Source organism: Paraburkholderia sp. LEh10 (genome assembly GCF_017814945.1).
Lineage (GTDB): Bacteria > Pseudomonadota > Gammaproteobacteria > Burkholderiales > Burkholderiaceae > Paraburkholderia.
In genome coordinates this window covers 23,467-49,226 of record NZ_JAGIPX010000060.1, presented here as the reverse complement: position 1 = coordinate 49,226, position 25,760 = coordinate 23,467, and the positions used below count along the sequence as shown (strand labels likewise).

Below are 25,760 nucleotides of genomic sequence, written 5' to 3'. Positions count from 1 at the left end.
TCGTGAATCGGCATGCCGCCGTTATTGAGGATCTCGATCTTGCGCGGATCGACGTCGAGGCAGAAGACGTCGTTGCCAACTTCGGCAAGACATGCGCCCGTGACGAGACCTACGTAACCCGTGCCGATAATGGTGATTTTCATACGCTTTCCGGTAGGTGATGCCGGTTCAATGTTCGATGCTTCAGTGGCGCGCGATGGCGTGGTATCCGCATTCATGCGCGTTCATGCACGTTCATCCGCGTCCTTTATGGGCGCCGCGCATCAGCTCGATGCGGTGATCGGCTCGACGCGGCGCGGCGCATAGGTTTCCCAACCGCTGCAGCCGGGACACTGCCAATAGAAGAGCCGCGCCCGGAAGCCGCAATTCTGGCACGTGTACCGTGGCAGATTTTTGGTGCGCTGGCGAATCAACGTGCGCATCAGTTCCAGTTCGCTGCGGCGCGGCTCTTCGGCCACCGCCTGTTGCGCCTCGAGCAGGCGTGTCATGCCGGCGAGATTCGGCGACTTCTGCATCTGTGTGCGCGCCAGCGCGTGGGCGGCCTCGGGGCCGCGCAACGCCGATACGTACTGATACGCGACGTCCAGTAGATCATTAGACGGATAGCGATCGACCCAGGTCGTCAGCAAATCCGCGCCCTCTTCCTGACGTCCGAGCGCTTCGTATCCCTTCATCACCTTCTCGGCGACGAGGGGCAGATACGCCGCATTCTGCTCCTCGACATGGAACCACTGCTCGATCGCCTTCTCGTGCTGGCCAGCCGCCGCATCGACATCGCCGAACAGAATCGTCGCGCGCACATTCTGCGGATGCGCCTTCAGCGCGAGATCCAGCTGACGCCGTGCTTCGTCGGGGTTCTTCTGCTGCAGCGCTTCCTGCGCGAGTTCGCAATGAAAATGGCCGATTTCCTTGTCGAGCGACTCGGCACCCATCGTTTCGAGCCGGCGCGCGGTGTCGATCGATTTGATCCAGTCTTTCTCGATCTGGTAGATCGTCAAGAGCGCGCGCTGGGCGCCGAGTGCGTAGTCGCCCGTTTGCAGCGCCTTGAACGTCTCTTCCGCGCGGTCCAGCAAACCCGCCTTGAGAAAATCCTGTCCGAGTTCAAACAATGCGTGATCGCGCTCGCTGACAGGCAGGTCCGCCCGGCTCAACAGGTTTTGATGCACGCGAATCGCGCGATCTGTTTCGCCTCGCCGGCGAAACAGGTTGCCGAGCGCGAAGTGCAGTTCGATCGTTTCCGGATCGAGTTTGACGACTTCGATGAAGGCGTCGATCGCCTGGTCCGGTTGCTCGTTCAACAGAAAGTTTAGTCCGCGAAAATACGAACGCGGCAGATTGGCGCTTTCGGAAAGGAGCGCCTTCAGGTCATAACGCGCGGCCACCCAACCGAACGCGAACGCGACGGGTATGACGAGCAGCCACCAGAGGTCTAGATCCATGCGAATGTGCGGAGTGCGAAGGAGGCCGCGCGCTCAACGCACACGGCAAAAAAGCTAGATGAGCGGGGGCATCGGCGGCTCTTCGACGGCGACGGGCGTTTCGCGCGCCACGCGCAGCTCACGCTTGAGGCGGCCGTTTTCCATCCGCAGCCGGAACATCGCCGGCAACGACGATACCAGCCCAGCCAGCAGACCCACCACGAAGAACGCCAGTCCGATCAGAATCAAAGGTGCCTGCCACGAATACCCGGCGAGGAAATTCAGCGTAGCGCTTTGCGTATTGGACAGTGCGAGCACCAGCAACAGCACGAACACCAGCACGCGAATCAGCCAGACGATAAATTTCATGTAGTGATCTCTTGACGGCAGTTGCGGGATGACGCCGGCCAAATGGCGCATCGCGCCACGGTGCTTGCCCACGCCGAAGTGCCCCGTATTGTAAATGAACCCTATCGCGACTGGCACAGGCATGCGGCGGCCGACGCCTTACTGTCGTTTAAGGGCGGGAAAATCGTGTGCGGGTGTGCGCTCGGACGTGGACACTCGAACGGCGCGCTTGAACGGAGCGTTCATACGCACGCCGCCCCTCGCCATTCCACACTGCGGACGAAAAAAAAGCGCCCTGGGGCGCTTTTTCCGGTCATTGCCGTCTGACTGACGTAGCCACCGGCGAGCTTCAACCTGAACTGCGGAATATCCAACAGAGCCGGCTTAAAGATCGTCGTCCGGGGTTTCGGCTTTCAACGGCTCGCCCGCGCGACGATCCACGCGCTCGCGCAGTTCCTTGCCGGGCTTGAAGTGCGGCACATACTTCTCGGGCACCAACACCTTTTCGCCCGACTTCGGGTTGCGCCCGACGCGGGATGGACGGCGGTTCAGGCCGAAGCTGCCGAAGCCGCGAATTTCGATGCGATGGCCGTTCGCCAGAGCGTCCGACATCGCATCGAGCATCGTCTTCACCGCGAAATCCGCATCCTTGAGGACAAGTTGCGGAAATCGCGTAGCCAGCTGGGCGACCAATTCCGATTTGGTCATACTGCAGCAGACCCCTTAAGGCTTACTGGTTCTGGCCGTCGAGCTTGGCCTTCAGCAGCGCGCCCAGGTTGGTCGTGCCGCTTGCTGCCGAGCTGCTGTCAGCTTGCAGGCCGCGCATCGCTTCCTGCTGCTCAGCCGAGTCCTTTGCCTTGATCGACAGGTTGATGCCGCGCGACTTGCGGTCGATGTTGATGATCATCGCATTGACCTTGTCGCCTTCCTTCAGCACGTTGCGAGCGTCTTCCACGCGGTCTTGCGCGATTTCCGAAGCGCGCAGGTAGCCTTCGACGTCAGCCGTCAGCTGAACCACAGCACCCTTCGCGTCAACCGCCTTGACTACGCCGTCAACGATCGAACCCTTGTCGTTCATTGCAACGAAGTTGCTGAACGGGTCGCCTTCGAGCTGCTTGATACCCAGCGAGATGCGCTCCTTCTCGACGTCGATGCCGAGAACGATCGCTTCCACTTCGTCGCCCTTCTTGTACTTGCGAACAGCTTCTTCGCCCGTTTCGCTCCACGACAGGTCCGACAGGTGAACCAGACCGTCGATGCCGCCAGGCAGACCGATGAACACGCCGAAGTCGGTGATCGACTTGATTGCGCCCTGGATCTTGTCGCCCTTCTTGAAGTTGCGGCTGAAGTCGTCCCACGGATTCGGCTTGCACTGCTTCATGCCGAGGCTAATACGGCGGCGGTCTTCGTCGATTTCGAGAACCATGACTTCGACTTCGTCGCCCAGCTGGACAACCTTCGACGGAGCAACGTTCTTGTTCGTCCAGTCCATTTCCGATACGTGGACGAGGCCTTCGATGCCCGACTCGACTTCAACGAACGCACCGTAGTCGGTGATGTTCGTGACCTTGCCGAACAGGCGCGTGCCCGACGGGTAACGGCGCGAGATGCCTTCCCACGGATCGTCGCCCAGTTGCTTGATACCGAGCGAGACGCGGTTCTTTTCCTGGTCGAACTTGAGGATCTTTGCCGTGACTTCCTGGCCAACCGACAGAACTTCGCTCGGATGACGCACGCGACGCCATGCGATGTCCGTAATGTGCAGCAGGCCGTCGATGCCGCCGAGGTCCACGAACGCGCCGTAGTCGGTGATGTTCTTGACCACGCCTTCGACGATCGCGCCTTCCTTCAGCGTTTCGAGCAGCTTTGCGCGCTCTTCGCCTTGCGTCGCCTCGATGACGGCGCGGCGCGACAGCACGACGTTGTTACGCTTGCGGTCCAGCTTGATGACGCGGAATTCCAGCGTCTTGCCTTCGTACGGCGTCGTGTCCTTGACAGGGCGCGTGTCGACCAGCGAGCCCGGCAGGAATGCACGGATGCCATTGACCATGACGGTCATGCCGCCCTTGACCTTGCCCGTGATCGTGCCCGTCACGAGTTCGTTGTTGTCGAGGGCCTTTTCCAGCGACAGCCACGAAGCCAGACGCTTCGCCTTGTCGCGCGACAGGATGGTGTCGCCATAGCCGTTTTCCAGCGCGTCGATCGCGACGGAAACGAAGTCGCCCGCCTGCACTTCTACCTCGCCCGCGTCATTCAGGAACTCTTCGAGCGGGATGTAGGCTTCGGACTTGAGACCAGCGTTGACGACCACGAAGTTGTGGTCGACACGCACGACTTCGGCGGAGATCACTTCGCCAGCGCGCATGTCTTGCTTGGTCAGCGACTCTTCGAACAGAGCCGCAAAAGATTCGGTATTCGGGGTAGAGGTTTGCAGGTCGGACATAAAAATCTGAATTTGCATGGTCTTCGCAGCGTCAGGTGAACCACCACGGTTCAGCACTACGGCAAAGGAGCGAAAGCCATACGGGGTTAAGGGTTAAACAATCGCTTCGCGCCCAATGGCGAAGCACCAGCACAACAACAAAAAACACTTCGATGCGTACTTGCCGCGTTCAGCTTTGCGGAACCAGCGCCCGGTACCACTGCACCACCTGTTCGACCGCCTGGTCGACCGACAATGCTGAGGTGTCGAGAAGCTGCGCATCTGCTGCGGGCTTGAGCGGCGCGGCTGCGCGCTTGCTGTCGCGCTCGTCGCGTTCACGCAAATCCCGGAGCAAGTCATCCATATTAGCAGAAAATCCTTTTTGGATCAATTGCTTATGCCGGCGGGCCGCGCGCGCCTCGACGCTGGCCGTCAAAAACACCTTCAGCATCGCATCCGGGAAGATCACGGTGCCCATGTCGCGGCCGTCCGCGACGAGGCCGGGCAGCTTGCGGAAAGCCCGCTGACGGGCCACCAGCGCGGCTCTGACCGGCGCATGGACGGCGATCGCCGACGCCCGGTTGCCAATTTCCTCGGCGCGAATGTCCGTCGAGACATCGACGCCATCGAGCTGCGCAATGCCCTCGCGAAACGTGATGTGGAGGTCGCCAACCAGTTTTGCAAGCGCGTCGGCATCGTCGGCGGCAATCTTGTAGCGCACGCTCGCGAGCGCGGCGAGCCGGTACAGCGCGCCGCTGTCCAGCAGGTGGAAGCCGAGTTCGGCGGCGACCAGCGCGGCTACCGTGCCTTTGCCGGATGCGGTCGGGCCGTCGATCGTGATGACGGGCGTCTGGTGAAAGGGACGAGTCGGTTTCATCTAGAAAGTCGCCCGTCGAAACGGGCGGCGGATGTTGTCAGTGCGGTCAGGGTTGAGCGAGCGCAAGAAAGCGCTCGAAATAATCGGGGAACGTCTTGCCGACGCATTTCGGGTCGTTGATCCGCACGGGGACGCCGCCGAGGCTCACCAGCGAGAAGCACATCGCCATCCGGTGATCGTCGTACGTGTCGATGGCGGCGTTCGGCGTCAGTCTTTCTGGCGGCGTGACGACGAGGAAATCTTCGCCCTCCTGCACCTTCGCGCCGACCTTGCGCAGTTCCGTCGCCATTGCAGCAATCCGGTCGGTTTCCTTCACCCGCCAGCTCGCGATGTTGCGCAGCGTCGTCGTGCCGTCCGCGAACAGCGCGGCGACGGCGATCGTCATCGCCGCGTCCGGAATCAGGTTGAAGTCCATGTCGATCGGGTCGAGCTTGCCGTGGTCGTTGCCGACGCCGCGCACCTCGATCCAGTCGTCGCCCATCGTCACGTTCGCGCCCATCTTCGTCAGCGCCGTCGCGAAACCGACGTCGCCCTGGATGCTCCCGCGCCCCACGCCTTCGACCCGCAGCGGCCCGCCGCCCAGCGCGCCCGCCGCGAGAAAATACGACGCCGACGACGCATCGCCTTCCACCATGATCCGGCCCGGCGACTGGTAACGCACGCCATTAGGAATGGTGAAACGCTCCCAGCCAAGCCGCTCGACCTTGATGCCGAAGCGCGCCATCAGCGCGATCGTGATCTCGATATATGGCTTCGAGATCAGTTCGCCTGCCACTTCGACAATCGTCTCGCCGCTTTCGGTCTTCACAAGCGGCAGCGTCATCAAGAGTGCCGTCAGAAACTGGCTCGACACGTCGCCGCGCACGCGGATGGGCGCATCGACGGAAATCTGCGCCGGACGGATGCGCAGCGGCGGAAAGCCTTCGTTTTCTTCGTAGTCGATCTTCGCGCCGATCTGCCGCAGCCCGTCGACGAGGTCGCCGATCGGCCGCTCGTGCATGCGCGGGACGCCGTGAATCCGATAGTCGCCGCCGTTCACGGCAAGCGCCGCCGTCAGCGGCCGCACCGCCGTGCCCGCGTTGCCGAGGAACAGATCCGCGCGCGCCGCGGGCAGCGCGCCGCGCGTGCCCGTGACGACGCAGGTGTCGCCGTCGCGCTTGAACTTCACGCCGAGCTTTTCGAGGGCGTCGAGCATCACGCGCGTGTCGTCGGAATCGAGCAGATTCGTGATCGTCGTCTCGCCTTCGGCCAACGCCGCGAGCAATAGCACGCGATTCGAGATGCTCTTCGAGCCAGGCAGACGGACCGTGCCGGACGCACGGGAAAATGGTCCGAGATCGAGGTGTTCCATGTGAATTCCAGTGTCCAGTTATTTCGACGCGTCGTCGTTTGCCGAACGCGCGGGCGACGGCTTCTGCGCCGCCTGTTGCGACGATGCAGCGCGCTCCTGCCACTCGCTGCGCGCCGTGCGCGAGCGCGCGAACACGGCTTCGAGCGTCGCGCCGTCGCTCGCTTCGATGGCCGTGCGCAAACGTGCAAGCACGGCCGTATAGCCGTCGATTTCGTCGAGCAGCGCCGCGCGGTTCGCCACGCACACGTCTCGCCACATTTCGGGGCTCGACGCGGCAATGCGCGTGAAGTCGCGGAAGCCACCCGCCGCGAACGAGAACTTCAGCGCGGCATCGGATGAATTAAGAATCTGCTCGACCAGCGCGAACGACAACACATGCGGCAGATGGCTGACGGACGCGAACACGTGGTCATGCTGCCCGGGGGGCATCGCGTGTACGCTGGCTCCCGTTGCGCGCCACATCGCGGCAACACGCTCGACGTCGGCGGGCGCATTCTCCGGCAGCGCGCACAGCACGACGTTGCGGTTCACGTACAGATCCGGCAGCGCCGCATCGACACCGCTCAGTTCGCGGCCCGCGATCGGATGGCCGGGCACGAACTGGCCGATGCGCTCGCCCAGGGCCGCGCGCGCGGCGTCGACGACGTCCGATTTAGTGCTGCCGGCATCGGTGACGATGGTCGATGAATCGAGAAACGGCGCGATGCGTTCCAGCAACGGTTGGGTCTGTGCGACGGGCGCCGCGAGCAGCACGACGTCGGCGCCTTCGAGCGCGTCGGGCAGCGCGGCGTCATCGGCCAGCGAAACACTTGCGTCGATCACGCCCAGTTCGAGCGCGCGTTGCGTCGATGACGGCGAGCGCCCCACGCCGATCACGCGCCGCTCGCCGCCGACGTCGCCGCGCTCGCGCAGCGCGCGCGCGAGCGACCCGCCGATCAGCCCGACGCCGAAAATCACCAGTTTGTCGAAAGAGAACGCAGCCACGTCAGTCACAGAAAAAACGCGCCTCGCTGTCCGTGAGGCGCGTGGATTGCATTGGAACGCTCAGGCCGTCGCCAGCGTCTTTTCGAGCGCCGCGATGAACGCCTCGTTTTCTTCCGGCAGGCCGATCGTCACGCGCAGCCATTGCGGCAAACCGTAGCTGCCCACCGGACGCACGATCACGCCCTGCTTGAGCAACGCCAGGTTCACGCGGTTGCCTGCGTCGTCTTCATCGCCGACGCGCACCAGCACGAAGTTGCCGTCCGACGGCACGTATTCGAGGCCGAGTTTGTCGAATGCTTGCGTCAGGCGGCGATAGCCTTGTGCATTCAGTTCCGCGCTCTTTTGCAGGAACGGCTTGTCGTTCAGCGCGGCGATCGCGGCCGCTTGCGCGAGCGTGTTCACGTTGAAAGGCTGACGCAGACGGTTCATCAGATCGGTCAATTCCGGCTGCGCGATCGCGAAGCCGACACGCAGACCGGCGAGACCGAACGCCTTCGAGAACGTGCGCGACACCAGCAGATTCGGATAGCGGCGCACCCACGCGATCGAGTCGTAGCGCTTGTCGGCGCTCAGGTATTCCGTGTACGCCTCGTCGAGCACCACGGCGACGTGGCGCGGCACCTTCGACAGGAACGCTTCGATCGCCGGGCCGTCGATGAACGTGCCCGTCGGATTGTTCGGGTTCGCGACGAAGACGAGGCGCGTGTCGTCGCTGATGGCGGCGAGCATCGCGTCGAGATCGTGACCGTACTTGACGGCGGGCAAGACGACTGCGCGCGCGCCGATGCCCTGCGTCGCCAGCGCGTAGACGGCGAACGAGTACTGCGAATAGACGACCGACTGGTTCTTCTCGACGAACGCATGCGCGGCCAGTTCGAGAATGTCGTTGCTGCCGTTGCCGAGCGTGATCCAGTCGGCAGGCACATCGTAGTGCGCGGACAGCGCCGCCTTCAGTTCGAACGCGTTTGCATCCGGATAGCGGCCGAGTTCGCTCGCGGCCTGCGCCATCGCCGTCTTCGCAGATTCCGGCATGCCGAGCGGATTTTCATTCGACGCGAGCTTCACGATCCGCGCTTCGTCCAGCCCGAATTCGCGCGCGACTTCCGAGATCGGCTTGCCAGCCACATAAGGCGCGATCGCGCGAACGTAGGAAGGACCGAACGACGTTGTCATGGGTATCTCCAGATTGCTCTAGCCAGGCGTGCTTGCCTGGAAAACGAAGTCTGCGTATCAGCGCGCGCGCGGATACGAACCGAGTATTTTCAGGAATGCCGCTTTCTGGCCGAGGTCGCCGAGCGCGGCGGCAACGGGCGCATCGTCGCGATGGCCTTCGACGTCGATGTAGAAGTAATACTCCCACGTGCCGACGCGCGCCGGACGCGACTCGAAACGGGTCATCGACACGCCATGCCGCGCGAGCGGCTCCAGCAGCTTGAACATCGCGCCGGGCTCGTTCGCGACCGACACGATCAGCGACGTCTTGTCATAGCCGCTCGCGCCCGTCGGCTGCTTGCCGATCATGACGAAGCGCGTGCGGTTGTGCGGGTCGTCCTGGATCAGCGCGTATGCGACCTGCAGACCGTACTGGGTCGCGGCGCGGTCACCGGCGATGGCTGCGATGGTCGGGTCTTGCGCGGCCATGCGCGCGGCTTCGGCGTTGCTCGACACCGCCTGGCGCTCGACATGCGGCGCGTGTGTCGAGAGCCAGCCCTGGCACTGCGCGAGCGCCTGCGCGTGCGCGCAGACGCGCGTCACGCCCGTCAGGCCGCCGTTGAGCGTCAGCAGATTGTGGTGAATCGGCAATGCGAGCTCGCCGCCAATCAGCAGTTGCGTTTGCAGCAGCAGATCGAGCGTGCGCGACACCGCGCCTTCCGTGGAATTCTCGATGGGAACGACGCCGAACTCCGCGCCGCCTGCTTCGACCGAGCGGAACACTTCGTCGATCGACGCACAGGGCAGCCCTTCGATCGACTGACCGAAGTACTCGTGCATCGCCTGTTCGCTATAGGTTCCGGCCGGGCCGAGGTAGGCGGCCGTCAGATTCTTTTCCAGCGCGCGGCTCGCGGCCATGATTTCGCGCCAGATCGCGCTGATGTGCTCGCCCGCGAGCGGCCCCTGACTCATGTCCTGCAGGCGCGCGATCACCTGCTGTTCGCGCTCCGGCCGAAACACGGGCGCGTTGAAGTGCTTCTTCACCTCGCCGACTTCGAGCGCGATCGCCGCGCGCTGATTCAGGAGCGCGATGAGCTGCGCGTCGATCGCGTCGATACGTTCGCGCAGCGGTTTGAGTTGGGAATTGAGTTCGTCGTCCATGCTTATAGCGGCCGGTTCGGGGCCAGTTCGAAAGAGGATGCGCGCGCCGCGACCGGAAAAAATCACGCGCTGCGCTGTTCGAATTCCCTCATGTACTCGACAAGCGCTTTGACGCCTTCGAGCGGCACCGCGTTGTAAATCGACGCCCGCATGCCGCCGACGGACTTGTGGCCCTTCAGCTGCACCAGCCCGCGCGCTTTCGCGCCGGCCAGGAAATCTTCATTGCGCGACTCGTCGGCGAGGAAGAACGGTACGTTCATCCGCGACCGAGCGTTGCGCTCGACCTTGTTCAGATAGAAGCTCGATGAATCGATGGTGTCGTACAGCAGCTTCGCTTTTTCAACGTTGCGCGCCTCGATCGCCGTCAGACCGCCCTGCTTCTTCAACCACTTGAACACCAGCCCGGCAATATAGATCGCATAGGTGGGAGGCGTGTTGTACATCGAATTGTTCAGCGCGACGGTCTTCCATTCGAACGCCGACGGACAGATGGCCATTGAGCGGTCCAGCAGATCCTCGCGCACGATCACGACCGTCACGCCCGCCATGCCGATATTCTTCTGCGCGCCACCGAACAACACGCCGTATTTGGCGATATCCATCGGGCGCGACAGGATGTGCGACGACGCATCGGCGACGAGCGGTATATCGCCGAGATCGGGGATCTCGAAGGTCTCGACGCCGTGAATCGTCTCGTTCGTGCAGAGGTGCACGTAGGCGGGGTCGTCGGACAGGTTCCACTCGGCGCGCGCGGGAGCATGCGTAAAGCCATCGGCCGTTTCGCCGCTCGCAGCCAGATGCGCCGCGCCGTACTTCTGCGCTTCCTTGAACGACTTTTGCGACCAGGAGCCCGTCACGACGAAGTCCGCGCGCGCCTTGCGGCCCATCAGGTTCATCGGCACGATCGCGTTTTCGCCGAGCCCGCCGCCTTGCAGGAAGAGAATCTGATGGCTGGACGGCACGCGCAGCAGATCACGAAGGTCAATCAGCGCCTCTTCATGGATCGTCATGAACTCTTTGCCGCGATGGCTCATTTCCATCACGCTCATGCCGCTGCCGCGCCAATCGAGCATTTCGTCGGCTGCCTGGCGCAGCACTTCTTCGGGCATGGCCGCCGGACCGGCGGAGAAATTGAAGACGCGCATTATGGAAATCCTGCGTGAGAACCCCGAAAGCTGGCGCGCGGCATGCAAAAGAGCCGGAAACCGCGCCTGAAAGAAAATGGCCGTCTGCGCGCACGCGCAAACGGCCATTATCGCATTGACGCTCAAAACCCGCCAAACCTCTGACGTTCAAGGGAAATCGACAGATTTTCCTCTCATGCCGCGCCGGGCGGACGCTTCGAGCGCCGTTCAGCCTCGTTCGACCTGCTTACTTCGCGGCCGGCTTGACGGAAGCGACTTCCTTGTCGGCCTGGTCGCGCGTCGCCTTGATCGATTGCGGCATGTACTTCTGCATCAGACCGTTCACGACGTCGCGGCCAACCTGGTCTTGCACCTGGATGAACTTGCGGCCCGTCGGGCTCTTGTAGAACGATGTCAGATCCTTGATTTCCTGCGTGCTGTAGTACTTCGCATACGCGTCGTACTGGGCTTGCATCGCGTCCTGCTTGAATGCGTCCGTTGCGAAGACCTGGCCTGCGGAGTCAACCAGCTTCGGCACGGCGTTCTTCTGCAGCGTCGGGACGGAAGCCTGCTTTTGCTTGTCCGTCATCGTCTTGTTTTCCGACAGCGCGTCCGAGAGGATCGCCGGGACGAGTTGCTTCGCTTGCATCTGCGCGCTGTTGCCGATCGCGCCGACCAGCTTCTGTGCGTCGATCGCATCCAGCAGATCCTTGATGGCAGCCTGCTTGGCCGGGTCGGCCGGGGCAGCAGCAGCCGGAGCAGCCGGGGCCGGCTGCTGGTTTTGCAACGCTTGCGCCATCGCGAGCGTCGGCACGAAAGCGGCCAGAACCATCAACTGCTTGAATCGTTTTTGCATCACTACTCCCTAAGAAAAATTAACCTGACTGCTTCACCGCGCAGGCGGCGCATCGGCCCGATGCGCTCAAAAGGCCCGCGCGGTTTTACGCGTTACTTGAGAAGCTTCGGCACGGATCAGGATGCTTCGCCGTTTTCGCCCGCCTCGTCGGCAGGCAGGTCGGCATCGCCGTCCACGTCAGCTTCCGCTTCGGCAATCTGTTGCAGACCGGAAAGCTTGGTGCCTTCATCAAGGCTGATGAGTGTAACACCTTGCGTTGCACGGCCCATTTCTCGAATTTCAGACACGCGTGTGCGGATCAGCACGCCCGTGTTCGTGATCAGCATGATCTGCGCTTCCGGGTCGACGAGCGTCGCGGCGACCACCTTGCCGTTGCGCTCGGATGTCTGGATCGCGATCATGCCCTTCGTGCCGCGGCCGTGGCGCGTGTACTCCGTGATCGGCGTGCGCTTGCCGTAGCCGTTTTCCGTCGCCGTCAGCACCGACTGCTGCTCGTCGCCGGCAACGAGCAGCGCGATCACCTGCTGGCCGTCTTCGAGCTGCATGCCGCGCACGCCTCGCGCTTCGCGGCCCATCGGCCGGACGTCGTTCTCGTCGAAGCGGACCGCCTTGCCCGAGTCCGAGAACAGCATCACGTCATGCTCGCCATCGGTGATGGCCGCGCCGATCAGATAGTCGCCGTCATCCAGTCCGACAGCGATGATGCCCTTCTTCAACGGACGGCTAAATGCTTCGAGCGGCGTCTTCTTGACGGTGCCGAGCGCCGTCGCCATGAAAACGAACTTGTCGGCCGAGAATTCCTTCACGGGCAGCACGACAGTAATTTTTTCGCCTTCCTGCAACGGGAACATATTGACGATTGGACGGCCGCGCGAATTGCGCGAACCCTGCGGCACTTCATAAACCTTCAGCCAGTAGACGCGGCCGCGATTCGAGAAGCACAGGATGTGATCGTGCGTGTTCGCGATAAAGAGCGTGTCGATCCAGTCGTCGTCCTTCATCTGCGTCGCCTGTTTGCCGCGGCCTCCACGCTTTTGGGCGCGATATTCGGACAACGGCTGCGATTTCACGTAACCCGCGTGCGACATCGTCACGACCATGTCCTGCGGCGTGATGAGGTCTTCCGTGTTCAGCTCGGTCGCGTTCATCTCGATCTTCGAGCGGCGCTCGTCGCCGAATTCGCTCTTGATCGAGGTGAGTTCGTCGAAGATGATGGCAGTTATGCGCTCGGGACGCGCGAGGATATCCAGCAGGTCGGCGATCTGGGCCATCACGTCGCGGTACTCGCTGATGATCTTGTCCTGCTCGAGCCCCGTCAGGCGTTGCAGGCGCATCTGGAGAATTTCCTGCGCCTGCGTGTCCGACAGACGATACAGCCCGTCAGCCTGCATGCCGTACGCCGGATTCAGCCCTTCAGGGCGGTACGCCGCGCGGCCGCCCGACGACGCGGCTTCCGATTCCGCGCGCTGCAGCATCTCGCGCACGATCGACGAATCCCACGAGCGGTCCATCAACTCCTGCTTCGCAATGGGCGGCGTCGGCGCGGCCTTGATGATCGCGATGAAGTCGTCGATGTTGGCAAGCGCGACGGCCAGGCCCTCGAGCACGTGACCGCGTTCGCGCGCCTTGCGCAATTCGTATACGGTGCGCCGCGTCAGCACTTCGCGGCGATGCGACAGGAAATGCGACAGCATTTCCTTCAGATTCAGCAGCTTCGGCTGGCCGTCCACCAGCGCGACCATGTTCATGCCGAACGTGTCCTGAAGCTGTGTCGCCTTATAAAGATTGTTGAGAATGACCTCAGGCACTTCGCCGCGCTTCAGCTCAATCACGACACGCATGCCGCTTTTGTCGGATTCGTCGCGAATATCCGAAATGCCTTCGAGCTTTTTCTCATTCACCAGCTCGGCGATCCGCTCGAGCAGCGAACGCTTGTTCACCTGATACGGCAGTTCGTCGACGATGATCGCCATGCGCTGGCCGCGGTCGATCTCTTCGAAGTGCGTCGCGGCGCGCATCACCACGCGGCCACGGCCCGTGCGATAGCCGTCGCGCACACCGGCGACGCCATAGATGATGCCCGCCGTTGGGAAGTCAGGCGCGGGCACGATCTCGATCAGCTCGTCGATCGACGCTTCCGGGTTCTTCAGCAGATGATGGCAGGCGTCGACGATCTCGGTCAGGTTATGCGGCGGGATGTTCGTCGCCATTCCGACGGCGATGCCCGATGAGCCGTTGATCAGCAGATTGGGGATGCGCGCGGGCAGAATGGACGGCTCGTTTTCGCTGCCGTCGTAGTTCGGCTGGAAGTCGACCGTTTCCTTGTCGATATCGGCGAGTAGCTCGTGGCCGATTTTCGCCATACGGATTTCGGTGTAGCGCATGGCCGCGGCGTTGTCGCCGTCGACCGACCCGAAATTGCCTTGTCCGTCGACGAGCATATAGCGCAGCGAGAAGTCCTGCGCCATGCGGACGATCGTGTCGTATACAGCCGAGTCGCCGTGCGGGTGGTACTTACCGATTACGTCGCCGACGATACGCGCCGATTTCTTGTACGCCCGGTTCCAGTCGTTGTTCAGCTCGTGCATCGCATACAGCACGCGCCGGTGCACCGGCTTCAGACCATCTCGGACATCGGGAAGCGCGCGCCCTACGATCACGCTCATTGCGTACTCGATATACGAGCGGCGCATTTCCTCCTCTAGGGAGATTGGTAGAGTCTCTTTGGCGAATTGATCCATTGTCCGTATCGTTTACGCGCGAAGACGATGAGGGAAACGCGTTTTTCACCTCACCGCTTGGGCCTACCCCTGTGTCTAGTTCTTGAGCGTCTGCGAGCGCAGCGCATCACGCGATTCTACCATGCGGTGCATCCGCTCCCGGCGACGTGCGTATACCTATTAGCGGGACGCGCGAAAACGGCACCTGGAAGCACCTCGCGCGTGGCTAGATCAGGCCCGAAAAATGCTCACGCGCAGCCCGCGCCGAACAGCCTCCAGCGGCCTGTTGATGAACTTGACACCCTTTGTTGCGCATGCACCACATTCGACCGGGCGTATGGATAGGGGGCGGTTTTTTTTATCGTCGGAAGGGAACGATATGGCAAAATGCCAACGCACAAAGTTAGACACTGCTCGAAGTCTACACACAGCGTCTTTTGTCCGGCACCGATGTTATACTTCGAGCAATGTATGACTGGTCATCCGTCAACAGGCTCGCAGTAAACCTGCGGTAATCTCAATTTCGAGAGGAGAAATATGAATAAACTTTCAAAGCTCGCGTTCATTGCAGCTACCGCAGTTATGGCTGCATCCGCTTCGGCACAGTCCGTGCCGGCGTCGCGACAAGCCACGAACGACAACTGGGTGAACGGTACCGGCGAATACGTGTGGATGAACGGCACGAACGAGCTTTGCTGGCGCGATGCGTTCTGGACGCCGGCAACGGCTAACGCAAAATGCGATGGCGCACTGGTCGCACAGGCACCGACCCCGCCGGCACCGGCACCGGTCGCTCCGGCAATCACCAGCCAGAAGATCACGTATCAGGCTGACACGCTGTTCGATTTCGACAAGGCAATCCTGAAGCCGGCTGGCAAGGAGAAGCTGGACGATCTGGCATCGAAGATTCAAGGCCTGAACCTGGAAGTCGTTGTGGCCACGGGCTACACCGACCGCATCGGTTCGGACAAGTACAACGACCGTCTGTCGCTGCGCCGTGCACAAGCTGTCAAGGCATACCTGGTCAGCAAGGGCATCGAAGCCAACCGTATCTACACGGAAGGCAAGGGCAAGCGCAACCCGGTTACGACGGGCTGCAACCAGAAGAACCGCAAGCAACTCATCGCCTGCCTCGCACCGGATCGCCGCGTGGAAGTCGAAGTTGTCGGTACTTCGAAGCAGTAAGCTACCGATTACCGCAGTATCCAAGCCCCGCGTTGGCGGGGCTTTTTTTATGCCGCCACCCGGCAGACAGCCAGCGCGAGCAGCGGGACGCGCGAGCGTCCCGACGCGGCCCGTGACCCGGCGCTTTTGCCGCCCCGTGCGCCGCCCTATATACTCAGGGTTTCTCCGATCCAACCTGCCCCCGCCCTCGAGGCCGCATCCGTCATGACCAACGCCGATCCCCACGAACTGCAGAAATTCAGCGATCTCGCGCATCGTTGGTGGGACCCGAATGCCGAATTCAAGCCGTTGCACGAACTAAATCCGGTGCGGCTGAACTGGATCGACGCGCACGCGCATCTGGCAGGCAAGCGCGTGCTCGATATTGGCTGCGGCGGCGGCATTTTGTCGGAATCGATGGCCACCCTGGGCGCCGACGTGAAGGGAATCGATCTTTCGCACGAAGCACTGGGCGTCGCAGACCTTCACAGCCTTGAAAGTGGTGTAACCGTTAATTACGAGGAGATCGCCGCTGAAGCGCTGGCAGCCCGCGAACCCGCCTCGTTCGACGTGGTCACGTGCATGGAGATGCTCGAGCATGTGCCCGATCCGTCGAAGATCGTCGAGGCGTGCAGGACGCTGGTCAAGCCGGGCGGCTGGGTGTTCTTTTCGACCCTCAACCGCAACGTCAAGTCGTATCTGCTTGCCGTGATCGGCGCGGAATACCTCGCGCGCATGCTGCCCAAGGGCACGCATGACTACGCGCGCTTCATCCGTCCATCCGAGCTTGCTGGCTTCGCGCGCGCAGTGGGCCTGCAAACCGTCGATATCAAGGGCATCACGTACAACCCGCTCACGCGCCACTTCGGCCTGTCGGGCGATACCGACGTCAATTACCTGCTCGCGTGCCGCCGCGACGCCTGATCCACTTTCCCGTACCAATGCGTTTGCGTCTACCTCAATGAGCGATCCCACGCCCCTACCACAACGCGAAGACGAAGACGCGTCGATCGGTCTTTGTCAGGGCATTCTGTTCGACCTCGACGGCACGCTCGCCGATACCGCACCCGATCTCGCCGCAGCCGTCAATAAAATGCGTCATGAGCGCGGCCTCGAAATGGTGCCACTGGACCACTTGCGGCCGCTCGCATCAGCGGGCGCGCGCGGGCTGCTGGGCGGCGCGTTCGGCATAGGTCCCGAGCACCACGAGTACGCATCGATGCGCGACGAGTTTCTCGCGAACTACGAAGCCGACCTGTGCATCGAAACGATTCTGTTCCCCGGCATCGGCGACATTCTGGACGACCTGGACGCACGCGGCGTGCGCTGGGGTATCGTGACGAACAAGGTCGCACGCCTGACCGAGCCGCTGGTCGCCCAGCTGGGGCTCGCTACGCGTGCAGGTTGTATCGTGAGCGGCGACACCACGCCGCATTCGAAGCCGCATCCTGCGCCGCTGCTACACGCGGCGAAAGAACTGGCCTTGCTTCCGGAGCGAATCGTTTACGTCGGTGACGATCTGCGCGACGTTCAAGCCGGTTTTGCGGCGGGCATGGTGACCGTCGCGGCCGCGTACGGCTATTGCGGCAACGATATTCCGCCCACCCATTGGCACGCGAAACATGTGGTGAGTTCGCCCGCCGAGTTGCAAACGCTGCTGCGCGACATCAGCTGACGCACCGACGCGCGACGAAGTCCGCGCGGCACGACGACCACATTTGCTCGTGACTCGCGGGAACCGCTATTGTAAAATGACTCGTTGGGCCACATATGTGGCTCATTCCTTCTGCGGGGGCGACCTGGTTTCGACAGGGGTTGCGAAGCGGCTAGGGCATGTCGAGGACCCGTCACCTCGTTAATCAATGGGAAAAACGTAACTGCAAACGACGATACGTTCGCACTGGCAGCCTAAGGCCGCCGTCCTCTGCCTGGCTCACTGACGGGTCAGCGTCGCAAGACCGGTAGCAATACCGACAGAGGTCATATACGTCAGTTAAGCCTTGGTGGCGTCACGACGCCCGGGTCGAAAACCTAGTGAATCGCCGTAGCGCAGCGTGTTCGTCCGCGTCGCTGCGGTTAAATCAAAAGACAGAACTAAACATGTAGAACTGGTCGTGGAGGACTTCTGGACGCGGGTTCGATTCCCGCCGCCTCCACCAATTTATTCCGGCAACCCATTCGGCGTTGCCCCGAAGCCCGCGCCAGCCTCGGCTGCGCGGACTATTGCCTGCTTTTTTGCCTACCTTTTTTGCCTACTTTTGGCAGTGCGCTTTTACAGACGGTCACCTTGTCGATCAACGGGCTGCGTCGTGCCCGATCACGATGCTGCAGCCTCATCAATGCGTGGGTTCGCGCATCATGATCGATTCGCTCCCTGTTTTTAAAACTTCTCTGATACCGGTGCCGCGCGATATCGCGTGAAATGGCCAGAAGCCGTCGTCGCACGCCGGCGGCCTCCTGAATTTACCCAGTACCACTAACGAAAATCGAGAAAGCAGTCATGCAAAACATGGAAGACGTCACAATGGCACGCTTCGGGGACACCACCGATCATGGCGGCAAGATCGTCGAGGCATCGCTTGATCTGACGGATGAAGGCATCCGCGTTGCACTCGATGGCCATCTCGTCGCGTGCCCGCGCTGCGGCGGAAAATATCCGATCATCGCCAGCGGCAGGCGTCGGCACAACGGCCTGCGCGTCGCCTACCTGGGCGATCTCACCACATGCGGCGCGAAGCTCGTGCGCACCTGACGATCGTTCGCGTCACTTCGCCAAAACCAAGCCCGCGACAGCACCACGCCGCGCGGGCCATTTCCCGCCATGAACGAAACAGCGGCTCACGCCGTCGCACGCTCGCGCATGGCTTGCGTGTCACGAATCAAGCTGCAGCTGCACGGCCGCAAATAATCAGGCGAATCACACCATCTGGCCGTCTTGTCGACGCATCGCCGGCGAGTGCGACAAACTCGACAAGCGATTAGACAAGCGGGCGCAGCGCATCACATGGAATAACAAACCGCGCCAGCCGTTTAGTCGATGCGCGCGCATTTAAAGCCGCGCATGCTGATCGATTGCATACACTCCATATACAACTTCAGAACAGGAGCCGCATCATGCGCAAGACCCTTCTTCTCATCGCCGCGCTCGCCCTTCAACAGGCCGCCTTCGCCGCGCCGCCGAAAACCATGGACGGGCATTTCGTCGACGATCAGGGACGCACGCTCTACATCTTCGACAAGGACACGACACCCGGAAAGAGCGCCTGCACGGGAGGCTGTGCAGCCGCCTGGCCCGCAGCCGCAGCCGACGCAAGCGACAAGCCGTCGGGCGACTGGACCATGATCGACGGTGCGGACGGCGCGAAGCAATGGGCGTACAAAGGACACCCGCTGTACCGCTTTGCGAAGGACGAGAAGCCCGGCGACATGAAGGGCGATGGCTTCAAGGACATGTGGCACACGGCCAAGCCATAACCTTCAAAAGCCCCGGGAACCGACGGCGCAGCGCCGCCAGCGCCGCCTAACCGTTACTGATCGTCAGGGCACTTGAGGTTGCAGCCGTTCGGATCGCCGTTGTCGCCGCGCTTGCGCAGCTTCGACGGCTTGTCGCCCTGATACTTCTTCGACGGAGCCGATGCGCCGAACGGCATCTGCGGATGCTCGTTCAGGCGGAATTCGTCGTTCAGAATGCCGCCCGGCACGCCGGGCGAATTCTGCGCGAATGCAACTGACATCGTGGCGAACAAAGCGCCGGCCGTGAGCGCGGCAGCACAAGCGGGTGCGAGATATTTCATGTCGATTGCGCGCGGCGCGGGCGCCACGCCAGTGAGGCAAAGTAACGAAAGCGTAGAGATTAGCGCAAAGCGCCTCGCAGCGCAGCGTCCATGGCTTTACGCGTCGTTACGGCCGCTTACCCCGCCGCCAGCAACAGGCCCTTCAAGCGATGCCCTCGCCCGCCAAGCCAGTCTCCAGTTCGACCAGCTTGCCGCAGTCGGCGGCATCGTAGCCCTCCAGATGCGCGACGCTTTGCCGGAACGCATTGCCGCGCAGCACCGACATCACCGTGGTCAATGGCTCGCGTTCGAGCCGCGCGCGATCGCATGCGAAGTAATAGTCCTCATCGACGATCGGAATGAAGTCGAGCCCGAAATGATGTGCGGCCGGCTCGACGCCGAAACCGACGTCCGCCATGCCGCTCGCGACGAATGCCGCGATCGCCGAATGCGTCAACTCCGTCGACGCATAGCCGTTGACCCGGTCCGGATCGACGCCCACGCGCCGCAGCGCCAGGTCGATCAGCATCCGCGTGCCGGAACCATGCTGCCGGTTGACGAAGCGGATGTCGTCGCGCGCGAGGTCGGCCAGACCGACGACGCCTTTCGGATTGCCCTTCGCGAGAAAGAGCCCCTGCTTGCGCCGCGTCAGATGCACGAGCACGTGACGCTGCGGATCGAGCCACTGTCGATACTTGTCCGCGCACGCCGCGCGAAACTCGCCGCGAGGCATGTGAAAGCCCGCCAGGTCACACTCGCCGCGTGCGAGCGCCGTGATCGCATCGGCGCTGTCGCGATACTTGATGTCGAGCGGCACGTCGCCGGCGACCAGCGCCGTCACCAGCGCCGCCACCGCGTAGCCGTGCGACGCGTGGATGCGCACATCGTCGGCGGGCGGCGCGAGCCAGCGGTTCAGATCGCTGGCGACTTCGCTCGCGAGCGCCTGCATGTTGCCATCCAGACGCTCGCCGCAAAGTCGTTGCGCGCGCAACACCGCCTGCCCGAGATCCGACAGCGCCGAACCGCGCCCGCGCTCTTTCGCGATCAGCGCGCCGCCCAGTTGGGTCTCAATGGCGCGCAGCAAGCCCCACGCATGACGGTAGGACAAACCCTTAAGCGCGGCGGCCTGCGCAATGCTGCCCGTCTGGTCTACGAGAGCGAGTAGCGGCACAGCATCAGTCAGGCTGGACGTTCCGCCGTTGCTGTCCCGCACAATGAGCTGCGCCCGACATTCGATCCGAATCATATATGTAATGAGTGTTCCTATTGCGAAAGCCGTTTCACGGGCCTATCGTTCGCATTGATATATCAATCAAGCAAAGCATAGATGCACGACCTATGAATAACAAGTGCATATATCGACTTTGGAGGAGCCCCACTGTGGATCGATTGAACGCCATTGCGCCAGAGGACCTCGTGCAACGCCATGCACGACCCGGCATGTCGCTGGTTGCTGTACTGCACGCCATTCAGGACGACGTCGGCTTCGTGCCGCCCGCAACCATCGCGCCGCTGGCGCGGACGATGAGCCTGTCGCGCGCGGAAGTTCATGGCGTCATCACCTATTACCACCACTTCCGCCAGTCGCCCGCCGCGCCCGTCACGGTGCAGCTATGCCGCGCGGAAGCGTGCCGCAGCATGGGCACGGAGGCGCTTGCGAAGCATATCGAGGCGCGCACGGGTTGCCGCTTCGACGCGCACAAGCACCAGAATCACGATGGGCATGACCACCACGCGTGCGCCGGCGCAGTCGGCCTCGAATCCGTGTATTGCCTCGGTCAGTGCGCTCTGTCGCCCGCGATGATGATCAACGGCGAGTTGCACGCCAAGGTCACGCCGCAGAAGTTCGACGCGCTGTTCGCAGCGGCGATGAAACGTGTGGAGGAAACGGTATGACGCGCATCTACGTCCCCCGCGATTCGTCGGCGCTGGCGCTCGGCGCCGACGCGCTCGCCACCGCCATCGCCGATGAAGCGAAAGCACGCGGCATCGATGTCGAACTCGTTCGCAACGGCTCACGCGGCCTGCTGTATCTCGAACCGCTCGTCGAAGTTCAGACGCCCGCAGGCCGCGTCGGCTATGCGAATGTCGAAGCCGAAGATGTCGCCTCGCTGTTCGACGCCGGTTTCACGGAAGGCAAGACACATGCGAAACATGTCGGCCTCGTCGAAGAGATTGCGTATCTGAAGAAGCAGCAGCGCCTGACGTTTGCGCGCATCGGCATCACTGATCCTCTTTCGACGGACGACTATGTCGCGAATGGCGGCATCGTCGGCCTGTACAACGCGCTCGCGATGAGCGGCGACGCGGCCATCGAAGCGCTCGTCGAGTCCGGCCTGCGCGGGCGCGGCGGCGCGGCGTTCCCGGCGGGCATCAAATGGCGCACGGTGCGCGCGGCGAAGGCCGATCAGAAGTACATCGTGTGCAATGCGGACGAAGGCGACTCGGGCACGTTCTCCGACCGCCTCGTGATGGAAAGCGATCCGTTCGTGCTGATCGAAGGGATGATCATCGCGGGCATCGTGACGGGTGCAACCGCCGGCCACATCTATGTGCGCAGCGAGTATCCGCATTCGATCGCGACACTCGAAGAAGCCATCGTCAAGGCGCGCGCGGCCGGCTGGCTCGGCGACAGCGTGCTCGGCTCGCAGCACCGCTTCGAGCTGTTCGTCGCGAAGGGCGCGGGCGCTTACGTGTGCGGCGAGGAAACGGCGCTGCTCGAATCGCTCGAAGGCAAGCGCGGCATCGTGCGCGCCAAGCCGCCGCTGCCTGCGCTCGAGGGCCTGTTCGGCAAGCCGACCGTGATCAACAACGTGATCACGCTTGCCACCGTGCCCATCATCTTCGCGAAGGGCGCGGCGTACTACAAGGATTTCGGCATGGGCCGCTCGCGTGGCACGCTGCCGTTCCAGATCGCGGGCAACGTGAAGCGCGGCGGCCTCGTCGAACTCGCGTTCGGCTGCACGCTGCGCGAGCTGATGTTCGACTACGGCGGCGGCACGGCGAGTGGCCGCCCGGCGCGCGCGGTGCAGGTGGGCGGCCCGCTCGGCACCTATCTGCCCGAGAGCCAATGGGACATCCCGCTCGACTATGAGGAATACGCGAAGGTCGGCGCCGTCGTCGGTCACGGCGGCCTCGTGATTCACGACGATACGTCGAACCTCGCCGAACTCGCTCAATACGCGATGCACTTCTGTGCGCTCGAATCGTGCGGCAAATGCACGCCATGCCGTATCGGCTCGACGCGCGGCGTCGAAGTGATCCAGCGCATCCGCAACGGCGACACGTCGACGAAGCAGGTGCAACTGCTGCGCGACCTGTGCGACACGATGGTGTCCGGTTCACTGTGCGCGATGGGCGGTATGACGCCGTTCCCGGTCGTGTCCGCGCTCGACCATTTCCCCGAAGACTTCGGTCTCGACACCGCGACGCCCAAAGCGGCAGCCTGACCACGGAGCCCAACATGTCCGATCCGATCACTTTCAAATCCGGCGGCTGCGGCTCCGGCAACTGTGCCTGCAAGGCAGGCGCGCTGCGCAACGAGCGCGGCCCGTTCGACGATACCGACTACGGCACGCCGCTGCGCCATTCCGACGTGGACGTGACGCTCGAAATCGACGGCCAGTCGATCACGGTGCCCGCGGGCACGTCGGTGATGCGCGCCGCCGCGGAAGCGGGCGTCAACATTCCGAAGCTGTGCGCGACCGACTCACTCGAGCCTTTCGGCTCGTGCCGTCTGTGTCTCGTCGAAATCGAGGGACGGCGCGGCTATCCCGCATCGTGCACGACACCCGTCGAAGCAGGCATGAAGGTGCGCACGCAAACGGATCGTCTGCAAGGCCTGCGGCGCAACGTGATGGAGCTGTACATCTCCGATCACCCGCTCGACTGCCTCACCTGCCCCGCCAACGGCAACTGCGAGCTGCAGGACATGGCGGGCGTGACGGGCCTGCGCGAAGTGCGCTACGGCTTCGATGGCGCGAATCACCTGAAGGACCAGAAGGACGAGTCGAATCCGTACTTCACGTACGACCCCTCCAAGTGCATCGTCTGCAACCGCTGCGTGCGCGCGTGTGAAGAGACGCAAGGCACGTTCGCGCTGACGATCAGCGGGCGAGGCTTCGAGTCGCGTGTCGCGGCAAGCGAAAGCCAGCCGTTCATGGAATCGGAATGCGTGTCGTGCGGTGCATGCGTCGCCGCGTGCCCGACCGCGACGCTGACGGAAAAGAGCATCGTGATGCTGGGCCAGGCCGAGCATTCCGTCGTGACGACCTGCGCGTACTGCGGCGTCGGCTGCTCGTTCAAGGCCGAGATGAAGGGCAACACTGTCGTGCGGATGGTGCCGCACAAGAACGGCGAGGCGAACGAAGGCCACGCGTGCGTGAAAGGCCGCTTCGCATGGGGCTACGCGACGCACAAGGACCGCATCAAGAAGCCGATGATCCGCGCGAAGATCACGGACCCGTGGCGCGAAGTCAGCTGGGAAGAAGCACTGAGCTACGCGGCGTCGGAGTTCCGCCGCATCCAGGACAAGTACGGCCGCGACTCGATCGGCGGCATCACGTCGTCGCGCTGCACGAACGAAGAGACGTATCTGGTGCAGAAGCTCGTGCGCGCCGCGTTCGGCAACAACAACGTCGACACCTGTGCGCGCGTGTGCCACTCGCCGACGGGCTACGGCCTGAAGACGACGCTCGGCGAATCGGCGGGCACGCAGACGTTCGCATCCGTCGACAAGTCCGATGTCATCATCGTGATCGGCGCGAATCCCACGGACGGCCATCCTGTGTTCGGGTCGCGGCTGAAGCGGCGCGTGCGTCAGGGCGCGAAGCTGATCGTCGTCGATCCGCGCCGCATCGATATCGTCGATACGGCACACGTGAAGGCCACGCATCATCTGCAACTGCGTCCGGGCACCAACGTCGCGCTGGTCACGTCGCTCGCCCACGTGATCGTCACGGAAGGGTTGCTCAACGAGAAGTTCATCGCCGAGCGCTGCGAGACGCGCGCGTTCCAGCACTGGCGCGATTTCGTCGCGCTGCCGGAGAACTCGCCGGAGACGATGGAAAACATCACGGGCGTGCCCGCGCAGCAGGTGCGCGAAACGGCGCGCATCTACGCGACGGGCGGCAACGCGGCGATCTACTACGGCCTCGGCGTCACCGAGCACGCGCAAGGCTCGACGACCGTGATGGGCATTGCGAACCTCGCGATGGCGACGGGCAACATCGGCCGCGAAGGCGTCGGCGTAAATCCGCTGCGCGGCCAGAACAACGTGCAGGGCTCGTGCGACATGGGCTCGTTCCCGCACGAACTGCCCGGCTATCGCCATATCAGCGACACCGTCACGCGCACGCTCTTCGAAGGCGAATGGGGCGTGACGCTGCAGCCGGAACCGGGCCTGCGCATTCCGAACATGTTCGATGCCGCGCTGCACGGCAGCTTCAAGGGCCTGTACTGCCAGGGCGAAGACATCGTGCAGTCCGACCCGAACACGCAGCATGTGGGCGCGGCGCTGTCGTCGATGGAATGCATCGTCGTGCAGGACATTTTCCTGAACGAAACTGCGAAGTACGCGCACGTGCTGCTGCCGGGCTCGACGTTCCTCGAAAAGGACGGCACGTTCACCAACGCCGAGCGCCGTATTTCGCGCGTGCGAAAGGTGATGCCTCCCCTCGCCGGCTACTCGGACTGGGAAGTGACGATCCTGCTCGCCCGCGCGCTCGGCTACGAGATGGACTACACGCATCCGTCGCAGATCATGGACGAGATCGCACGCCTCACGCCGACCTTCCATGGCGTGTCGTACGAGAAGCTCGACAAACTGGGCAGCATCCAGTGGCCATGCAACGAGCACGCGCCGGAAGGCACGCCGACGATGCACATCGACGAGTTCGTGCGCGGCAAGGGCAAGTTCGTGATCACGAAGTACGTTGCGTCGCCGGAAAAGGTCAACCAGAAATTCCCGCTGATCCTGACGACGGGCCGCATCCTGTCGCAGTACAACGTCGGCGCGCAGACGCGCCGCACCGAGAACTCGCGCTGGCACGACGAGGACCGGCTGGAGATCCATCCGCACGACGCCGAGGACCGCGGCATCAGGGACAACGACTGGGTCGGCATCGAATCGCGCGCGGGCTACACCGTGCTGCGCGCGAAAATGTCGGACCGGATGCAGCCGGGCGTCGTCTATACGACGTTCCACTTCCCCGAATCGGGCGCGAACGTGATTACGACGGACAGTTCCGACTGGGCAACCAACTGCCCCGAGTACAAGGTGACGGCCGTGCAGGTGATGCCCGTCGAGCAGCCATCGCAATGGCAAAAGGAGTACTCGCGCTTCAACAGCGAACAGCTCGAGCATCTGAGCAAGCGCGAGTTGACTACCACATCGGGCAAGTGAGGCGACG

At 62.8% G+C, this 25,760-nt stretch carries 23 protein-coding genes and 1 other RNA gene; 9 read left to right on the top strand and 15 right to left on the bottom strand.

The window, feature by feature from the left end; translation table 11 throughout:
• The 13 genes from J8I87_RS34180 to gyrA form a co-directional block, all read right to left on the bottom strand.
• The coding region (locus J8I87_RS34180; RefSeq protein ID WP_280923127.1) for a 2-dehydropantoate 2-reductase N-terminal domain-containing protein at positions 1–143 on the bottom strand (143 nt) is incomplete at its 3' end.
• Positions 144–263: 120 nt separating this feature from the next.
• On the bottom strand, positions 264–1,439 hold the full coding sequence (gene lapB / locus J8I87_RS34175; protein ID WP_209936683.1) for a lipopolysaccharide assembly protein LapB: 1,176 nt from the start codon (positions 1,437–1,439) through the stop codon (positions 264–266).
• Between the two features lie 54 nt (positions 1,440–1,493).
• Positions 1,494–1,787, bottom strand: a complete 294-nt coding sequence (locus J8I87_RS34170; protein WP_087738089.1) for a lipopolysaccharide assembly LapA domain-containing protein — start codon at positions 1,785–1,787, stop codon at positions 1,494–1,496.
• 363 nt (positions 1,788–2,150) lie between these two features.
• Positions 2,151–2,474, bottom strand: coding sequence for an integration host factor subunit beta (locus J8I87_RS34165; RefSeq protein WP_209936681.1), 324 nt, complete (start codon positions 2,472–2,474; stop codon positions 2,151–2,153).
• 22 nt (positions 2,475–2,496) lie between these two features.
• A complete protein-coding gene (gene rpsA, locus J8I87_RS34160) occupies positions 2,497–4,227 on the bottom strand; it encodes a 30S ribosomal protein S1 (protein ID WP_209936679.1) in 1,731 nt (576 codons plus the stop codon).
• A 151-nt stretch (positions 4,228–4,378) separates the two neighbouring features.
• Positions 4,379–5,065 carry a (d)CMP kinase gene (gene cmk / locus J8I87_RS34155; protein WP_209936677.1) on the bottom strand — a complete coding sequence of 229 codons (687 nt, stop codon included), beginning with the start codon at positions 5,063–5,065 and terminating at the stop codon, positions 4,379–4,381.
• Positions 5,066–5,111: 46 nt separating this feature from the next.
• A complete protein-coding gene (gene aroA / locus J8I87_RS34150; RefSeq protein ID WP_209936675.1) occupies positions 5,112–6,416 on the bottom strand; it encodes a 3-phosphoshikimate 1-carboxyvinyltransferase in 1,305 nt (434 codons plus the stop codon).
• Between the two features lie 18 nt (positions 6,417–6,434).
• Entirely contained in the window at positions 6,435–7,409 is a 975-nt protein-coding gene (locus tag J8I87_RS34145; protein WP_209936672.1) for a prephenate dehydrogenase, read from the bottom strand.
• 51 nt (positions 7,410–7,460) lie between these two features.
• Complete coding sequence (gene hisC, locus J8I87_RS34140; RefSeq protein ID WP_209936671.1) at positions 7,461–8,573, bottom strand: histidinol-phosphate transaminase; 1,113 nt, start codon at positions 8,571–8,573, stop codon at positions 7,461–7,463.
• A 57-nt stretch (positions 8,574–8,630) separates the two neighbouring features.
• Positions 8,631–9,713, bottom strand: a complete 1,083-nt coding sequence (pheA, locus tag J8I87_RS34135; protein ID WP_209936670.1) for a prephenate dehydratase — start codon at positions 9,711–9,713, stop codon at positions 8,631–8,633.
• A 62-nt stretch (positions 9,714–9,775) separates the two neighbouring features.
• Positions 9,776–10,858 carry a 3-phosphoserine/phosphohydroxythreonine transaminase gene (serC, locus tag J8I87_RS34130; protein WP_209936669.1) on the bottom strand — a complete coding sequence of 361 codons (1,083 nt, stop codon included), beginning with the start codon at positions 10,856–10,858 and terminating at the stop codon, positions 9,776–9,778.
• Between the two features lie 226 nt (positions 10,859–11,084).
• A complete protein-coding gene (locus J8I87_RS34125; protein WP_209936667.1) occupies positions 11,085–11,693 on the bottom strand; it encodes a DUF2059 domain-containing protein in 609 nt (202 codons plus the stop codon).
• Positions 11,694–11,809: 116 nt separating this feature from the next.
• A complete protein-coding gene (gene gyrA / locus J8I87_RS34120) occupies positions 11,810–14,434 on the bottom strand; it encodes a DNA gyrase subunit A (protein WP_209936666.1) in 2,625 nt (874 codons plus the stop codon).
• Between the two features lie 516 nt (positions 14,435–14,950).
• On the opposite strand from gyrA, the gene ompA reads away from it, so the two are divergent.
• From ompA to J8I87_RS34090, 6 genes are all read left to right on the top strand, one after another.
• Positions 14,951–15,598 carry an outer membrane protein OmpA gene (gene ompA, locus J8I87_RS34115; RefSeq protein WP_012400146.1) on the top strand — a complete coding sequence of 216 codons (648 nt, stop codon included), beginning with the start codon at positions 14,951–14,953 and terminating at the stop codon, positions 15,596–15,598.
• Between the two features lie 204 nt (positions 15,599–15,802).
• Positions 15,803–16,501 carry a bifunctional 2-polyprenyl-6-hydroxyphenol methylase/3-demethylubiquinol 3-O-methyltransferase UbiG gene (gene ubiG / locus J8I87_RS34110; RefSeq protein WP_209936665.1) on the top strand — a complete coding sequence of 233 codons (699 nt, stop codon included), beginning with the start codon at positions 15,803–15,805 and terminating at the stop codon, positions 16,499–16,501.
• A gap of 37 nt (positions 16,502–16,538) precedes the next feature.
• Positions 16,539–17,252, top strand: coding sequence for an HAD-IA family hydrolase (locus J8I87_RS34105; RefSeq protein WP_209936663.1), 714 nt, complete (start codon positions 16,539–16,541; stop codon positions 17,250–17,252).
• Positions 17,253–17,367: 115 nt separating this feature from the next.
• Positions 17,368–17,736: a transfer-messenger RNA gene (gene ssrA / locus J8I87_RS34100) on the top strand.
• A 350-nt stretch (positions 17,737–18,086) separates the two neighbouring features.
• Positions 18,087–18,329, top strand: a complete 243-nt coding sequence (locus J8I87_RS34095; protein WP_409518860.1) for a PAAR domain-containing protein — start codon at positions 18,087–18,089, stop codon at positions 18,327–18,329.
• A 362-nt stretch (positions 18,330–18,691) separates the two neighbouring features.
• Positions 18,692–19,051: a hypothetical protein gene (locus J8I87_RS34090; protein ID WP_209936661.1), complete on the top strand. Its 360-nt coding sequence runs from the start codon at positions 18,692–18,694 to the stop codon at positions 19,049–19,051.
• Positions 19,052–19,104: 53 nt separating this feature from the next.
• Here the strand turns inward: J8I87_RS34090 and J8I87_RS34085 are convergent, their stop codons facing one another.
• Together J8I87_RS34085 and J8I87_RS34080 are read right to left on the bottom strand one after the other, a co-directional pair.
• A complete protein-coding gene (locus J8I87_RS34085; protein ID WP_209936660.1) occupies positions 19,105–19,371 on the bottom strand; it encodes a hypothetical protein in 267 nt (88 codons plus the stop codon).
• A gap of 142 nt (positions 19,372–19,513) precedes the next feature.
• Entirely contained in the window at positions 19,514–20,596 is a 1,083-nt protein-coding gene (locus J8I87_RS34080) for a substrate-binding domain-containing protein (protein ID WP_209936659.1), read from the bottom strand.
• Between the two features lie 134 nt (positions 20,597–20,730).
• Between J8I87_RS34080 and J8I87_RS34075 the strand changes: the two genes are divergently transcribed.
• From J8I87_RS34075 to fdhF, 3 genes are read left to right on the top strand one after another with little or no spacing between them, the layout of a single operon-like run.
• Positions 20,731–21,246, top strand: coding sequence for an NAD(P)H-dependent oxidoreductase subunit E (locus J8I87_RS34075; RefSeq protein WP_209936657.1), 516 nt, complete (start codon positions 20,731–20,733; stop codon positions 21,244–21,246).
• Positions 21,243–22,799 (top strand): formate dehydrogenase beta subunit, encoded by a 1,557-nt coding sequence (locus tag J8I87_RS34070; protein WP_209936656.1) that lies wholly within the window; start codon positions 21,243–21,245, stop codon positions 22,797–22,799. The genes J8I87_RS34075 and J8I87_RS34070 overlap by 4 nt, the downstream gene beginning before the upstream one ends.
• Positions 22,800–22,813: 14 nt before the next feature.
• A complete protein-coding gene (gene fdhF, locus J8I87_RS34065; protein WP_209936655.1) occupies positions 22,814–25,753 on the top strand; it encodes a formate dehydrogenase subunit alpha in 2,940 nt (979 codons plus the stop codon).
• Positions 25,754–25,760 lie beyond the last annotated feature (7 nt).

Excerpts from the sequence above, each read along its gene's own strand:
- J8I87_RS34080 (WP_209936659.1), bottom strand. The coding sequence starts at position 20,596 with ATGATTCGGATCGAATGTCGGGCGCAGCTCATTGTGCGGGACAGCAAC.
- pheA (WP_209936670.1), bottom strand. The coding sequence starts at position 9,713 with ATGGACGACGAACTCAATTCCCAACTCAAACCGCTGCGCGAACGTATC.
- serC (WP_209936669.1), bottom strand. The coding sequence starts at position 10,858 with ATGCGCGTCTTCAATTTCTCCGCCGGTCCGGCGGCCATGCCCGAAGAA.
- rpsA (WP_209936679.1), bottom strand. The coding sequence starts at position 4,227 with ATGCAAATTCAGATTTTTATGTCCGACCTGCAAACCTCTACCCCGAAT.
- J8I87_RS34125 (WP_209936667.1), bottom strand. The coding sequence starts at position 11,693 with ATGCAAAAACGATTCAAGCAGTTGATGGTTCTGGCCGCTTTCGTGCCG.
- J8I87_RS34070 (WP_209936656.1), top strand. The coding sequence starts at position 21,243 with ATGACGCGCATCTACGTCCCCCGCGATTCGTCGGCGCTGGCGCTCGGC.
- J8I87_RS34165 (WP_209936681.1), bottom strand. The coding sequence starts at position 2,474 with ATGACCAAATCGGAATTGGTCGCCCAGCTGGCTACGCGATTTCCGCAA.
- J8I87_RS34105 (WP_209936663.1), top strand. The coding sequence starts at position 16,539 with ATGAGCGATCCCACGCCCCTACCACAACGCGAAGACGAAGACGCGTCG.
- gyrA (WP_209936666.1), bottom strand. The coding sequence starts at position 14,434 with ATGGATCAATTCGCCAAAGAGACTCTACCAATCTCCCTAGAGGAGGAA.
- fdhF (WP_209936655.1), top strand. The coding sequence starts at position 22,814 with ATGTCCGATCCGATCACTTTCAAATCCGGCGGCTGCGGCTCCGGCAAC.
- hisC (WP_209936671.1), bottom strand. The coding sequence starts at position 8,573 with ATGACAACGTCGTTCGGTCCTTCCTACGTTCGCGCGATCGCGCCTTAT.
- aroA (WP_209936675.1), bottom strand. The coding sequence starts at position 6,416 with ATGGAACACCTCGATCTCGGACCATTTTCCCGTGCGTCCGGCACGGTC.
- ompA (WP_012400146.1), top strand. The coding sequence starts at position 14,951 with ATGAATAAACTTTCAAAGCTCGCGTTCATTGCAGCTACCGCAGTTATG.
- J8I87_RS34090 (WP_209936661.1), top strand. The coding sequence starts at position 18,692 with ATGCGCAAGACCCTTCTTCTCATCGCCGCGCTCGCCCTTCAACAGGCC.
- ubiG (WP_209936665.1), top strand. The coding sequence starts at position 15,803 with ATGACCAACGCCGATCCCCACGAACTGCAGAAATTCAGCGATCTCGCG.
- lapB (WP_209936683.1), bottom strand. The coding sequence starts at position 1,439 with ATGGATCTAGACCTCTGGTGGCTGCTCGTCATACCCGTCGCGTTCGCG.
- J8I87_RS34095 (WP_409518860.1), top strand. The coding sequence starts at position 18,087 with ATGGAAGACGTCACAATGGCACGCTTCGGGGACACCACCGATCATGGC.
- J8I87_RS34170 (WP_087738089.1), bottom strand. The coding sequence starts at position 1,787 with ATGAAATTTATCGTCTGGCTGATTCGCGTGCTGGTGTTCGTGCTGTTG.
- J8I87_RS34085 (WP_209936660.1), bottom strand. The coding sequence starts at position 19,371 with ATGAAATATCTCGCACCCGCTTGTGCTGCCGCGCTCACGGCCGGCGCT.
- cmk (WP_209936677.1), bottom strand. The coding sequence starts at position 5,065 with ATGAAACCGACTCGTCCCTTTCACCAGACGCCCGTCATCACGATCGAC.